Genomic DNA, 13223 nt, shown 5'->3' with positions numbered 1-13223 from the left:
GGTGCCCCGGGCGGCGGCGGTCGCGGTCGCCGCCGTGACCGTCCTCCTCGCGGCGGGGGCCGGCGCCCTGTCCGGCGGCCCGGCCGGGGCGGTGCGCGCGGCGGCCGCGGTGCTCGTGGGGTGCCTGGCCGCCGAGGCGCTGCTGCGCCGCTGCGTGCGCCGGTTCGGCGGCGTGACCGGTGACGTGCTGGGCGGGCTGGCGGAGACCGCGGCGACCGTCTCGCTGATCGTGCTGTGCCTGGGCTGAACTCCGCCGGAGGCCGCGCGTAGGCTCCTCCCAGAAGCTCAGGGCCCGGCCGAGCCCATCCCCTCGGCTCCCCCCGGACTCATCACCATCGAACGGAAGCGAGACATCACCACCGTGACTGATCTTTCCCTCAGCACCGCCGCCGTGGCCGGCCTGCGCGCCGACGCGATCGTCGTCGGTGTCGCCAAGGGCGCGCAGTCGGGCGGCAGCCCCGTAGTGGCCGCGGGCGCCGAGGCCGTGGCCGACGCGTACGACGGCTCCCTGGCCGGTCTGCTGGAGACCCTCGGCGCCTTGGGCGCCGAGGGCGAGGTGACCAAGCTGCCCGCCCCGTCCGGGTTCAAGGCCCCGCTCGTGGTGGCGGTCGGCCTGGGCGCCGGGCCGGAGAAGGGCGAGGCCTGGGACGCCGAGGCGCTCCGCCGGGCCGCCGGCGCGGCCGCCCGCGCGCTGACCGGGGTCAAGAAGGCCGCGTTCGCGCTGCCGCTGGAGGACGCAGAGGCGGCCGGCGCGGTCGCCGAGGGCGTGCTGCTCGGCGCCTACGCCTACGACGCGTACAAGGAGTCCGGCAAGGACGAGAAGGCCCGCGCCAAGTCGGGCAAGGCCCCGCTGGCCGAGGCGGTCCTGCTCGGCGGCAAGCCGCGCGACCGCGCCTTCAAGGCGGCCGTGGACCGCGGTGTCGCGGTGGCCGAGGAGATGAACCGCGCCCGCGACCTGATCAACATGCCGCCGAACGACCTGTTCCCGGCCTCGTTCGCGGAGATCGCCCAGAAGGCCGCCAAGGAGCACGGCCTCAAGGTGACGGTGCTGGACGAGAAGGCGCTCACCAAGGGCGGCTACGGCGGCATCCTGGGCGTCGGCAACGGCTCGGCCCGTCCGCCGCGGCTGGTGAAGCTGTCGTACACCTCGTCGAAGGCGAAGAAGCACCTGGCCCTCGTCGGCAAGGGCATCACCTACGACTCGGGCGGCATCTCGCTGAAGCCGGCCGGCCACAACGAGACCATGAAGTGCGACATGTCCGGTGCCGCCGCGGTCTTCGCCGCGGTGGTGGCGGCCGCGCGGCTCGGCCTGGAGGTCAACGTCACCGGCTGGCTCTGCCTGGCGGAGAACATGCCGTCCGGCGCCGCCACCCGTCCGGGCGACGTGCTGCGGATGTACAGCGGCAAGACGGTCGAGGTGCTGAACACCGACGCCGAGGGCCGGCTGGTGCTGGCCGACGGCCTGTGGGCCGCGTCGCAGGAGAAGCCGGACGCGATCGTCGACGTGGCGACGCTGACCGGCGCGATGGTGCTGGCGCTCGGCTCCCGGACGTTCGGCGTCATGGCCAACGACGACGCCTTCCGCGGCGCCGTCCACGAGGCGGCCGAGGAGACCGGCGAGGACGCCTGGCAGATGCCGCTGCCGGAGCACCTGCGCGCCGGCATGGAGTCCGCCACGGCGGACATCGCCAACATGGGCGAGCGGATGGGCGGCGGCCTGGTGGCCGGCCTCTTCCTGCGCGAGTTCGTGGGCGAGGGGATCACCTGGGCGCACCTGGACATCGCCGGCCCGGCCTTCAACGAGGGCAAGCCGTTCGGCTACACGCCCAAGGGCGGCACCGGCTCCGCGGTGCGCACGCTGGTGCGCCTGGCCGAGCGCGCCGCGGCGGGCGACCTGGTCTGACGCGGCCGTCGCGGGCCCGGGTCCGCGCACGCGCCCCCTCGGTGACGGGGGACGGACTCCGCCCGGCGGAGTCCGTCCCCCGCCCCCGTTCCCCGCCCGGAACGCGGTGTTCCGGGCACTGTGCCGTGTCTCACAACACGGCCCCGCGTCCGGTTGGGCTCCGACAAGTGCAAAGATGGACTCTTGGCAGGACAGGGCCCCACCCGGGCCGAAGCACTTAGAGCGGCCGTGACCAGCCGCCGACCGGTCGGACGAGACCGGCGTGGCGCACATGCATGGAGGACGTGACGTGGCGAACGACGCCAGCACCGTTTTCGACCTAGTGATCCTCGGCGGCGGTAGCGGCGGGTACGCCGCGGCGCTGCGCGGGGCCCAGCTGGGCCTGAACGTCGCCCTGATCGAGAAGGACAAGGTCGGCGGCACCTGCCTGCACAAGGGATGCATCCCGACGAAGGCTCTGCTCCACGCCGGCGAGATCGCCGACCAGGCGCGCGAGAGCGAGCAGTTCGGCGTGAAGGCGACCTTCGAGGGGATCGACGTCCCGGCCGTCCTGAAGTACAAGGACGACGTGATCTCGGGCCTGTACAAGGGTCTGCAGGGCCTGATCGCCTCCCGCAAGGTGACCTACATCGAGGGCGAGGGCCGCCTGTCCTCCCCGACTTCCGTCGACGTGAACGGGCAGCGGGTCCAGGGCCGCCACGTCCTGCTGGCGACCGGTTCCGTGCCGAAGTCGCTGCCGGGTCTGGAGATCGACGGCAACCGCATCATCTCCTCGGACCACGCGCTGGTCCTGGACCGCGTCCCGCAGTCCGCGATCATCCTGGGCGGCGGCGTCATCGGCGTCGAGTTCGCCTCGGCGTGGAAGTCCTTCGGCTCCGACGTCACGATCATCGAGGGCATGAAGCACCTCGTGCCGGTCGAGGACGAGAACAGCTCCAAGCTGCTGGAGCGCGCCTTCCGCAAGCGCGGCATCAAGTTCAACCTGGGCACCTTCTTCCAGAAGGCGGAGTACACCCAGAACGGCGTCAAGGTCACCCTGGCGGACGGCAAGGAGTTCGAGGCCGAGGTCCTCCTCGTCGCCGTCGGCCGCGGCCCGGTCTCGCAGGGCCTGGGCTACGAGGAGCAGGGCGTCGCGATGGACCGCGGCTACGTCCTGGTCGACGAGTACATGCGCACCAACGTCCCGACCATCTCCGCGGTCGGCGACCTGGTTCCCACCCTCCAGCTCGCGCACGTCGGCTTCGCCGAGGGCATCCTGGTGGCGGAGCGTCTGGCCGGCCTGAAGGCCGTCCCGATCGACTACGACGGCGTGCCGCGGGTGACCTACTGCCACCCGGAGGTCGCCTCCGTCGGCATCACCGAGGCCAAGGCCAAGGAGATCTACGGCGCGGACAAGGTCGTCGCTCTCAAGTACAACCTGGCGGGCAACGGCAGGAGCAAGATCCTCAAGACCGCGGGCGAGATCAAGCTCGTCCAGGTGAAGGACGGCGCCGTGGTCGGCGTCCACATGGTGGGCGACCGCATGGGCGAGCAGGTCGGCGAGGCGCAGCTGATCTACAACTGGGAGGCGCTGCCGGCCGAGGTCGCGCAGCTGATCCACGCGCACCCGACCCAGAACGAGGCGCTGGGCGAGGCCCACCTCGCGCTGGCGGGCAAGCCGCTGCACGCGCACGACTGATCACCGCCGGGCGACCGAGACCAGACTTCCGCACTTCCGTTAGGAGCAACCGAAACCATGGCGGTTTCCGTAACCCTTCCGGCGCTCGGCGAGAGCGTCACCGAGGGCACCGTCACCCGTTGGCTGAAGGCCGAGGGTGAGCGGGTCGAGGCCGACGAGCCGCTGCTCGAGGTCTCGACCGACAAGGTCGACACCGAGATCCCCTCGCCCGCCTCCGGCGTCCTCTCCGCCATCAAGGTGGCCGAGGACGAGACGGTCGAGGTCGGCGCCGAGCTGGCCCTGATCGACGACGGCTCCGGCGCCCCGGCCGAGCAGGCCGCCCCGGCCCAGCAGGAGGCTCCGGCCCAGCAGGAGGCCCCGGCCGCCGAGCCGGTCCAGGCCCCCGAGACCACCCCGTCCCCGGACCGGTCCGCGCCCGCCCCCGCCCCGACCGCCGAGGCGGCGTCCGGCGGCGGCTCCGCCGAGGGCACCGACGTGGTCCTGCCGGCGCTCGGCGAGTCCGTCACCGAGGGCACCGTCACCCGCTGGCTGAAGCAGGTCGGCGAGACCGTCGAGGCCGACGAGCCGCTGCTCGAGGTCTCCACGGACAAGGTCGACACCGAGATCCCGGCGCCCGCCTCCGGCACGCTGCTCGAGATCGTCGTCAACGAGGACGAGACGGCCGAGGTCGGCGCCAAGCTGGCCGTCATCGGCACCCCGGGTTCCGCCCCGGCCGCCGCCGCTCCCGAGGCCCCGGCCGCCCCGGCCCCGGCGCCCGAGCCCACCCCGGCCCCGGCCGCTCCGGCGCCCGAGCCCACCCGCAGGACGTCCTGGCCGCCGCCGAGGCCGCCAAGGCCCCGGCCCCGGCGGCCGCCGCCCCGGCCGCGCCGGCCGCCAGGAAGGCTCCGGCCCTCGAGGCGTCCCCGCTGCGCGGCCAGACCGTGAAGATGCCGCGGATCCGCAAGGTCATCGGCGACAACATGGTCAAGGCCCTGCGCGAGCAGGCCCAGCTCTCCTCGGTGGTCGAGGTCGACGTCACCCGCCTGATGCGCCTGCGCAACCAGGCCAAGGACGGCTTCCTGGCCCGCGAGGGCGTCAAGCTCTCCCCCATGCCGTTCTTCGTGAAGGCGGCGGCCCAGGCGCTGAAGGCCCACCCGGTCATCAACGCCCGGATCAACGAGGCCGAGGGCACGATCACCTACTTCGACACCGAGAACATCGGTATCGCGGTGGACGCCGAGAAGGGCCTGATGACCCCGGTCATCAAGAACGCCGGCGACCTCAACCTGGCCGGCATCGCCAAGGCCACGGCGGAGCTCGCGGGCAAGGTCCGGGCCAACAAGATCACCCCGGACGAGCTGGCCGGCGGCACCTTCTCGATCAGCAACACCGGCTCGCGCGGTGCGCTGTTCGACACGATCATCGTCCCGCCGAACCAGGTCGCCATCCTGGGCATCGGCGCCACGGTGAAGCGTCCGGCCGTCATCGAGACCGAGGACGGCCCGGTCATCGCGATCCGCGACATGACCTACCTGACGCTCTCCTACGACCACCGTCTGGTGGACGGCGCGGACGCCGCCCGTTACCTGACCGCGGTCAAGGCGATCCTGGAGGCCGGCGAGTTCGAGGTCGAGCTCGGCCTGTAAGCACGCCGCGTCACCCGCGCGACCGCGCCCCCGTCCGGGTCCTCCGGGCGGGGGCGCGGTGCTTGAAGAACGGGTGAAGAGCACGTCAAGCACGGGTCAAGGGGGGCCCGGGGCTCTCCGGCGAAATGCCCGATGCGTGATGTAAGCCTCGTCTCACCTGCGTCTCGGCGCCCGGATGTGCCTCGGCAGACACACTCCGCAGCCGTATTGTCTAAGCGTCGAACGCCCTCGGGGGCCCTGGCCGCAGGTCGCCCCTGCCCGAAGGAGCCCCCATGACCGCGCCCGTCATCCACTCGCTGCGCGAACAGATCCGCGAGCACATCGTGGAGGGAATAGTCAGCGGGCGCTGGAAGCCGGGCGAGCGCATCGTCGAGCGGCGGATCGCCACCGAGCTGGAGGTCAGCCAGACCCCGGTGCGCGAGGCGCTGCGGGAGCTGGAGTCGCTGCGGCTCATCGAGTCCGCCCCCAACAAGGGCGTGCGGGTGCGCAGCCTGACCGCCGCCGACCTGGAGGAGAGCTACCCCGTCCGGGCCGGCCTGGAGGCCATAGCGGCCGAGCTGGCGGCGGAGCGGCTGGCGGACGACTGCTCCGCCCTGGAGCCGCACGTGGCGGCCCTCCACGAGGCCGACCGGCTCTCCGACGCGGCCGGCCAGGTGCGCCACACGGTGGCGTTCCACCGGGAGATGGTGCGCGCGGCCGGGAACTCGGTCCTGCTGCACACCTGGGAAGGGCTGGGCATCGAGGTGTTCACGGCCCTGTCGATCCGGTGGCTGGGCACCGTGCAGCAGTCCTACGCCGAGGAGCACGAGGAACTGGTGGCCGCCTTCCGCCGCCGCGACCCGCGGATCGCCGACCTCGTCAAGGGTCACGTCCTCGGCTGCGCCCCGCGCCCCGACGCCTCCGCCTGAGCGGGGCCCGCGCCATACGAGCGCGGCCCCGAAGGGCACTGTGACCTGCGATTTCACGGCACGCGGTGTCTTTCGCCCCGCACAACACATGGCACTGCGTGCCGACTTTCGCCGATACGGCAAGTTTTATCGCTCCCCCCTTTGATCGATCATCGATCAGGGAGTTACAGTCGCCGCGGGCCTCTCACCCCGAGGTCCCACCCCGCCCTGTCCTGCCATAGACCAAGGGCACCCCGCACCGCGCGCACCCCGCGCGCACCCGCACCCCTTCGACTGAGGAAGGCGGCGACATGACCGACCCCCACGCCATCCGGCCGAGCGCGCTGGACCAGCTTCCGGACCGCGACCGGGAGGAGACCGCCGAGTGGCAGGCCTCCCTCGACGCCGTCGCCGAGGCGGCCGGCCCGCACCGTGCCGCGTACCTGATGCGCCGCACCCTGGAGCGTGCCGAGGGCGCGGGTGTCGCTCTGCCCAAGCTCCTCGAGACCGACTACATCAACACCATCCCCACCGCCGCCGAGCCCGAGGTTCCCGGCGACCCGGAGATGGAGGCCCGGATCACCGCCTGGAACCGCTGGAACGCGGCCGCCATGGTGACCCGCGGCAGCAAGTACGGCGTGGGCGGCCACATCGCCACCTTCGCCTCCGCGGCCTGGCTCTACGAGACCGGCTTCAACCACTTCTTCAAGGGCAAGGAGTCCCCCGAGGCTCCCGGCTCCGGCGACCAGATCTACGTACAGGGCCACGCCTCCCCCGGCGTCTACGCCCGTGCCTTCCTGGACGGCCGCCTCACCGAGGCGCACCTGGACAACTTCCGCCGCGAGTCCGGCGGCCAGGGCCTGCCGTCCTACCCGCACCCGCGCCGCCTTCCCTGGCTGTGGGAGTTCCCGACGGTCTCCATGGGCCTGGGCCCGCTCTCCGCGATCTACCAGGCGCGGTTCAACCGCTACCTGACCAACCGCGGCATCAAGGACGTCTCCGCCTCCCACGTGTGGGCGTTCCTCGGCGACGGCGAGATGGACGAGCCGGAGTCGACCGCGGCGCTCGCCCTGGCGGCCCGCGAGGGTCTGGACAACCTGACCTTCGTCATCAACTGCAACCTGCAGCGCCTCGACGGCCCGGTCCGCGCCAACTTCAAGATCGTGCAGGAGCTGGAGGCCCAGTTCCGCGGCGCCGGCTGGAACGTCGTGAAGACCCTCTGGGGCTCCGCCTGGGACGAGCTGCTCCAGCTCGACACCACCGGCGCGCTGGTCCGCCGCCTGCGCGAGGTGCCGGACGCCCAGGTCCAGACGTACCAGACCCGCGACGCCGCCTACATCCGCGAGGACTTCTTCGGCAAGGACCCGGCGCTCGCCGAGATGGCGAAGCTGCTGAGCGACGACAAGATCCTCGACGTCTTCCACTTCTCCCGCGGCGGCCACGAGCCCCGCAAGGTGTACGCCGCCTACAAGGCCGCCGTGGAGTTCAAGGGCGCCCCGACGGTGATCCTGGCGCAGACGGTCAAGGGCCACACGCTCGGCGAGGGCTTCGCGTCCAAGAACGCCAACCACCAGATGAAGAAGCTCTCCACGGACGAGTTCAAGGCGATGCGCGACCGCCTGGACCTGCCGATCAAGGACAGCGACTTCGTCGACGGCGTCGTCCCCTACGGCCACCCGGGCGCCGACTCCGCCGAGGTCCGCTACCTGCAGGAGCGCCGCGCGGCGCTCGGCGGCCCGGCCCCGGCCCGCCGGATCCACCCGGTGGCCCCGCTGCCGGCTCCCGCGGAGAAGGCGTTCACCTCCTTCGACAAGGGTTCCGGCTCGCAGAACGTCGCCACCACCATGGCGTTCGTCCGCCTGGTCAAGGACCTGGTCCGCGACAAGGAGACCGGGAAGCGCTGGGTGCCGATCGTCCCCGACGAGGCGCGCACCTTCGGCATGGAGTCGCTCTTCCCGTCGCTCGGCATCTACTCCCCCAAGGGGCAGACGTACGAGCCGGTCGACCGCGACCAGCTGATGTACTACAAGGAGGCCAAGAACGGCCAGATCCTCAACGAGGGGATCACCGAGGCCGGTTCGATGGCCGACTTCATCGCCGCCGCGACCGCGTACTCCACGCACGGCGAGGCGATGATCCCGTTCTACATCTTCTACTCGATGTTCGGCTGGCAGCGCACGGCCGACCAGATGTGGCAGCTCGGCGACCAGCTCGGCCGCGGCTTCCTCGTCGGCGCCACCGCCGGCCGCACCACCCTGACCGGTGAGGGCCTGCAGCACGCCGACGGCCACTCCCCGGTCATCGCGGCCACCAACCCGGCCGCCCTGACGTACGACCCGGCCTTCGCCTACGAGGTCGCGGTCATCGTCAAGGAGGGCCTGCGCCGGATGTACGGCGAGGCGAAGCCGGGCGAGGACCAGGACGTCTTCTACTACCTGACCGTCTACAACGAGCCGCTGCCGCAGCCGGCCAAGCCGGCCGCCCAGGGCATCGACGAGGGCATCGTCAAGGGCCTCTACCGCTTCAACACGGCGGAGACCGCCGGCCTGACCCCGGCGTCCAACGCCCCGCGCATCCAGCTGCTGGGCTCCGGCACGGCGATCCACTGGGCGCTCAAGGCCCAGCGGATGCTCTCCGAGGACTGGGGCGTGGCCGCCGACGTGTGGTCCGCCACCTCCTGGACCGAGCTGCGCCGCGACGCGCTGGAGGCCGACGAGGCCCTGCTGCGCGGTGAGGAGCGGGTGCCGTTCCTCCGCCAGGCGCTGGCCGGCGCCCAGGGCCCGGTGCTCGCCGTCTCCGACTACATGCGCCAGGTCCCGGACCAGATCGCGCAGTGGGTGGAGCAGGACTGGTCCTCGCTGGGCGCGGACGGCTTCGGCCTCTCCGACACCCGTGACGCGGCCCGCCGCCACTTCGGCGTCGACGCCGAGTCGATCGTGGTCGCCGCCCTGGCCCAGCTCGCCCGCCGCGGCGAGGTCAAGGCCAGCGCGGTGAAGGAGGCCCGGGAGCGCTACGGGCTGTGAGGATCCGGTGAGGACGGAGGGGGACGGCGAGGTTGTGCCGTCCCCCTCCGTCGTGCCCGGGTGCGTTCGCCGCCCCCAGGGACGATGCTGGGGTGCGTGATGGACGAAGCGGAATTCTGGCAACTGGTGGACGCGGCCCGCGAGGAGGCCGGGGGTGACCCGGAGGAGCAGGCGGACCTGCTGGTGGAGCGCCTCGTCCGGCTCGATCCGGAGTCGGTCCTCGACTTCGCCCGCCACTTCGAGTCCCGGTACGACCGGGCCTACCGCTGGGACCTGTGGGGCGCCGCCTGGATCCTCCTCGACGGGGCGGGCGACGACGCCTTCGACTGGTTCCGATGCTGGCTGATCGGCCAGGGCCGGGAGGTCTTCGAGGGCGCGCTGCACGATCCGGACGCGCTGGCCGGGCTCCTCGACACGTTCGACGACGAGATCGACGGCGACGGCGAGGAACTCGGGTACGCCGCCGACGAGGCGTACGAGCGGCTGACCGGCCTGGTCACCCCTGGCCTCGGCCTCCCGGATCCGCCCCCCGAGCCGGAGGGGGAGCCGGTCGACCTGGAGGACGACGCCGCCCTGGCGGAGCGGTTCCCGCGCCTGTGGGAGCGTTTCGTCGGGGACGCCGCGGACGGGGACTGAACCCGACGGCCGTCCTCACGCGGTCCGTCCCTGGAGCTGGGCGGCCCGTTCCCGGATCAGCGGCAGGTGCGCCTTGAGCGCGGCTCCCGGGCAGTCCGTCCGGTAGCCGTCGTCGTGCCCGGCGATCACCGGCAGCTCCGCCGTCTCGCCCTTCTCGAACCGGCTCCTGCCGTTGCTGGACACCAGCCGCACGTCGGCCCGCGGGTCGACGTCGGCCAGTCCCAGCTTCCAGGCCGCCAGCCGGGCGATGGCCTCCGTCATCGCCTCCGGGACCTCGGCGCCCTGCGTGAAGGTGCCGATGGCGGCGACGCCGGCGGTGCGGTGGTTGAACCCCTGGGTGTGGGCCCCGGTGACCGGCCGGCCGGAGCCGCCGGCCCGGCCCTCGTAGATGGTGCCGCAGCGGTCCACCAGGAAGTTGTAGCCGATGTCGTCCCAGTGCCGGCCCGCCGTCTGGTCGGCGCTGATCCGCCGGATGATGGCCGGGGTGTCGGCGCAGTCGTAGCCGTTGGGCGAGTCGGTGTGGTGGACGAAGAGGGCGACCACCTTGTCGTCGTACTTCGGCGGCGGCTTGGTCCGTTCCCCCGCCTTGTCCTGCCCGGCCTCGCGGGCGTGCCGCTCGTCCCCCGGCGTCAGCCAGGCCGAACGCGGCAGGATCTGCGGCGCGGGCGCCCCGTGGCGCGGCACGCTCGGCGCGGCGGGGCCGCGCGGCAGGGCCCGGTCGCCCTCGCCCTCGCCCTGCCCCTGCAGCAGCAGCACGAACAGCAGCACCATCACGGCGATCACGGGCGGCAGCACCGCCTCGATCCGGGCCCGGCGCCCCCGCTTCCCGCGCCGCCGCCCGGGCCCGTCACGGCCCGGGCCGTGACCCCGTCGGACCAGCTCGCGGATCCGGGTCACGGCCTCGGTGGATATGCGGGAGGCGCGCATGGTCCCACTGTCGGCGGCCCGGCCCCGGAGCGCGATCGGTGTGGGCCGGGAGGGTGAGCCGCCGCGGCGGCGCGGCGGCGTGTCTCTTGGCGGCGCGCGGAGCTCCCGCAGCGCGGGCGGGAGGGGGGACGGTTCGGCCGGTCCGACGGCAGGACCGGGCCGCTCAGACCGTGGAGCCGGTGCCGGCCGTCCCGGGCCGACGGTCCCGGTGCCGGTCCGGCGCCCCGGCCGCCCCTGGCCGCGGGGCCGTCACAGGAAGCGGCCCATCAGCACGTCGTCGACGTACTCGCCGTCGAGCAGCATCTCCTCCGGCAGGATGCCCTCGACCGCGTAGCCGAGGGAGGTGTAGAGGGCGCGGGCGGGGGCGTTGTGGCCGAGGACGCGGAGGGTGAGGCGGCGGGCGCCGCGGCGGCGGGCCTCCTCCTCGGCGGCGCGCATCAGGGCCTTGCCGAGGCCCCGGCCGCGGGCGCGTTCGGACAGGACCAGGCCCTGGATCTGCAGCACGTGCGCGTTGACCTCCAGCGGGGTGGGCCGGGCCACCCGGACGTAGCCGACGACCTCGCCGTCGAGCTCCGCCACGAGCAGGTCGCCCACCGGGTGCCGCTCGTCGAAGAACGGCTGCCCCGGCTCGGGCGGGGGCGTCACCGCGTGCAGGGACGACCAGGTCTCCCGTTCGAGGAGGTTCAGGGCCTCGCCGTCCTCGGGACGGGCGGGGCGGATCAGGGTGGTCGTGTCGGCTTCGGCGCTGGTCGGCATGGGCGCATCGTACGTCCGCGCGCCACGCCGGGGGGAAGCGGTTTTCGCCGCTCCCGGGGGCCTGTCGTCCGGGAGGATGGACGGCATGGAACCGAGGGAAGCAAGGAAACCGGCCGGGCCGTGGACCGTCGTCATGGCCGGGGCGTCCGGCCTGATCGGCGGTGCGCTGGCCGGGTCCCTGGAGGCGGACGGGCACCGGGTGGTGCGGCTGGTGCGGCGGGAGCCCCAGGGTCCGGGCGAGGTGCGCTGGGCCCCGGCCTCCGGGCGGCTGGACCCGGCGGCGCTGGACGGCTGCGACGCGGTGGTGAACCTGGCGGGCGCGGGTGTCGGGGACCGGCGCTGGACGGAGGCGTACAAGCGGGAGATCCGTGACAGCCGGGTGCTGGGGACGACGGCGCTGGCCGGGGCGGTGGCGGCGGCGGGAAGGCCCCCGGAGGTCTTCCTCAACGGCAGCGCGATCGGTTACTACGGGGAGACCGGGGACCGTCCGGTGGACGAGAGCGCGCCGCCCGGGCGGGGGTTCCTTCCGGAGCTGTCCGTGGAGTGGGAGGCGGCGGCGGCCCCCGCGCGTGACGCGGGGGTGCGGACGGTGCTGGCGCGGACCGGGCTGGTGGTGGCCCGGCAGGGCGGCGCCTGGGGGCGGCTGTTCCCGCTGTTCCGGGCCGGGCTCGGCGGGCGGCTGGGCGACGGGCGGCAGTACTGGTCGTTCGTGGCGCTGCGGGACGAGGTGGCGGCGCTGCGGCACCTGCTGTTCTCGCCGGGCCTGGAGGGGCCGTTCAACGTCACGGCCCCCTCCCCGGCGACCAACCGCGAGGTGACGGCCGCCATGGCGAGGGTGCTGCGGCGGCCCGCGGTGTTCGCGGTGCCCGCGCCGGTGCTGCGGGCGGTGCTGGGCGGCATGAGCCAGGACGTGCTGGGCAGCGCGCGGGTGCTGCCGGCGCGGCTGCTGGATTCGGGGTTCGCGTTCTCCTGCCCGGACGTGGAGTCGGCGGTCCGGTCGGCACTGCGGGACTGAACGCCGGGCCCGGTGTGCCACCGGCGTGCCACCGTGCCCGGTCCGTGCGCGAGACGACGTGCGCGGCGGCCGGACCTAACCTCGAATGGGACCGAACTCGGGTATTCCGGGGGGAAGTTGGGGGCATCACGTCTCCAGCGGCCGCGCAACCTCGAGGAGGGGTACGTGCTTCAGCCCGTGCAGAAGGCGGATGTCGTCGTCGTCGGAGCCGGAGTCGCCGGACTGTCGGCGGCCCTGCGGCTGACCGCGGCAGGCGTCAGCACCGCAGTCCTGGAGGCCGCCCCGTTCGTGGGCGGCAGGATGTCGACGGAGAAGGTCGACGGCTTCCGGCTGGACCGGATCGGTCAGCTGTTGTTCACCTCGTACACCGAACTGTGCACCACGCCGGGCCTGGACGACCTGGTGCTGCGCCCCTTCGCTCCGGGGGTGCTGGTGCACAGCGCGGGCCGGCGCCACCATGCGGGCGGCCCCGAGGGAGTGCCCCGGGGCGCGTGGGAGGCGCGCACGGCTCAGGCGGGGGCGCGCGAGGGCTCGCGCACGGGGCCGACGACCGGGGGCGACACCTGGAGAAACGTTTCATCAGCCGTGCCGGCGAGCCTGCTCACCCCGGTCACGGTCCCCCCGCTCCCTGGGGCCGCCGTCCCGGCCCCCGGGCGGACGCGGGCGCGCGCCGGGACGGCGGCCGCGATCCGGATCGCCGGGCTGCGGGCGCGCGGGCCCCGTCCGGGCCGGCTCCGTCCGCGCCCGAGGTCGCGGGCGGCCGCCCCGCCCGG

General features: G+C 73.5%; 10 protein-coding genes and 1 pseudogene. 9 read left to right on the top strand and 2 right to left on the bottom strand.

The genetic code is table 11. The features are described from left to right. From A2U95_RS15710 to A2U95_RS15680, 7 genes and pseudogenes are all read left to right on the top strand, one after another. The coding region (locus A2U95_RS15710) for an adenosylcobinamide-GDP ribazoletransferase (protein WP_206282891.1) at window positions 1-247 on the top strand (247 nt) is incomplete at its 5' end. Window positions 248-361: 114 nt separating this feature from the next. Next, a complete protein-coding gene (locus tag A2U95_RS15705; protein WP_166023008.1) occupies window positions 362-1903 on the top strand; it encodes a leucyl aminopeptidase in 1542 nt (513 codons plus the stop codon). 289 nt (window positions 1904-2192) lie between these two features. Further along, window positions 2193-3581, top strand: coding sequence for a dihydrolipoyl dehydrogenase (lpdA, locus tag A2U95_RS15700; RefSeq protein ID WP_166023006.1), 1389 nt, complete (start codon window positions 2193-2195; stop codon window positions 3579-3581). A gap of 57 nt (window positions 3582-3638) precedes the next feature. Continuing rightward, window positions 3639-5206 (top strand): annotated as a pseudogene (locus A2U95_RS15695) (2-oxo acid dehydrogenase subunit E2). 272 nt (window positions 5207-5478) lie between these two features. Continuing rightward, a complete protein-coding gene (locus tag A2U95_RS15690; RefSeq protein ID WP_166023004.1) occupies window positions 5479-6114 on the top strand; it encodes a GntR family transcriptional regulator in 636 nt (211 codons plus the stop codon). 290 nt (window positions 6115-6404) lie between these two features. Beyond that, on the top strand, window positions 6405-9116 hold the full coding sequence (gene aceE / locus A2U95_RS15685) for a pyruvate dehydrogenase (acetyl-transferring), homodimeric type (protein ID WP_166023002.1): 2712 nt from the start codon (window positions 6405-6407) through the stop codon (window positions 9114-9116). 99 nt (window positions 9117-9215) lie between these two features. Further along, a complete protein-coding gene (locus tag A2U95_RS15680) occupies window positions 9216-9752 on the top strand; it encodes a DUF4240 domain-containing protein (protein ID WP_166023000.1) in 537 nt (178 codons plus the stop codon). Between the two features lie 15 nt (window positions 9753-9767). Here the strand turns inward: A2U95_RS15680 and A2U95_RS15675 are convergent, their stop codons facing one another. Both A2U95_RS15675 and A2U95_RS15670 read right to left on the bottom strand, forming a co-directional pair. Next, on the bottom strand, window positions 9768-10679 hold the full coding sequence (locus tag A2U95_RS15675) for a peptidoglycan recognition protein family protein (RefSeq protein ID WP_166022998.1): 912 nt from the start codon (window positions 10677-10679) through the stop codon (window positions 9768-9770). Between the two features lie 249 nt (window positions 10680-10928). Beyond that, entirely contained in the window at window positions 10929-11435 is a 507-nt protein-coding gene (locus A2U95_RS15670; protein WP_166022996.1) for a GNAT family N-acetyltransferase, read from the bottom strand. Between the two features lie 85 nt (window positions 11436-11520). On the opposite strand from A2U95_RS15670, the gene A2U95_RS15665 reads away from it, so the two are divergent. Beyond that, entirely contained in the window at window positions 11521-12450 is a 930-nt protein-coding gene (locus A2U95_RS15665; RefSeq protein WP_240957338.1) for a TIGR01777 family oxidoreductase, read from the top strand. Between the two features lie 165 nt (window positions 12451-12615). Then, a partial coding sequence (locus tag A2U95_RS32735; RefSeq protein WP_240957337.1) for an FAD-dependent oxidoreductase occupies window positions 12616-13223 on the top strand: 608 nt, incomplete at its 3' end.

It is taken from the genome of Streptomyces chilikensis (assembly GCF_001642695.1).
Taxonomy (GTDB): domain Bacteria; phylum Actinomycetota; class Actinomycetes; order Streptomycetales; family Streptomycetaceae; genus Streptomyces; species Streptomyces chilikensis.
The sequence above is the reverse complement of the archived record's forward strand: the minus strand, read 5'-3'. Positions and strand labels throughout refer to the sequence as shown.

What these genes read in the sequence shown, in the direction of transcription:
- A2U95_RS15675 (WP_166022998.1), bottom strand. Translation starts at nt 10,679, where the DNA reads ATGCGCGCCTCCCGCATATCCACCGAGGCCGTGACCCGGATCCGCGAG.
- A2U95_RS15690 (WP_166023004.1), top strand. Translation starts at nt 5,479, where the DNA reads ATGACCGCGCCCGTCATCCACTCGCTGCGCGAACAGATCCGCGAGCAC.
- A2U95_RS15680 (WP_166023000.1), top strand. Translation starts at nt 9,216, where the DNA reads ATGGACGAAGCGGAATTCTGGCAACTGGTGGACGCGGCCCGCGAGGAG.
- A2U95_RS15665 (WP_240957338.1), top strand. Translation starts at nt 11,521, where the DNA reads ATGGAACCGAGGGAAGCAAGGAAACCGGCCGGGCCGTGGACCGTCGTC.
- A2U95_RS15670 (WP_166022996.1), bottom strand. Translation starts at nt 11,435, where the DNA reads ATGCCGACCAGCGCCGAAGCCGACACGACCACCCTGATCCGCCCCGCC.
- aceE (WP_166023002.1), top strand. Translation starts at nt 6,405, where the DNA reads ATGACCGACCCCCACGCCATCCGGCCGAGCGCGCTGGACCAGCTTCCG.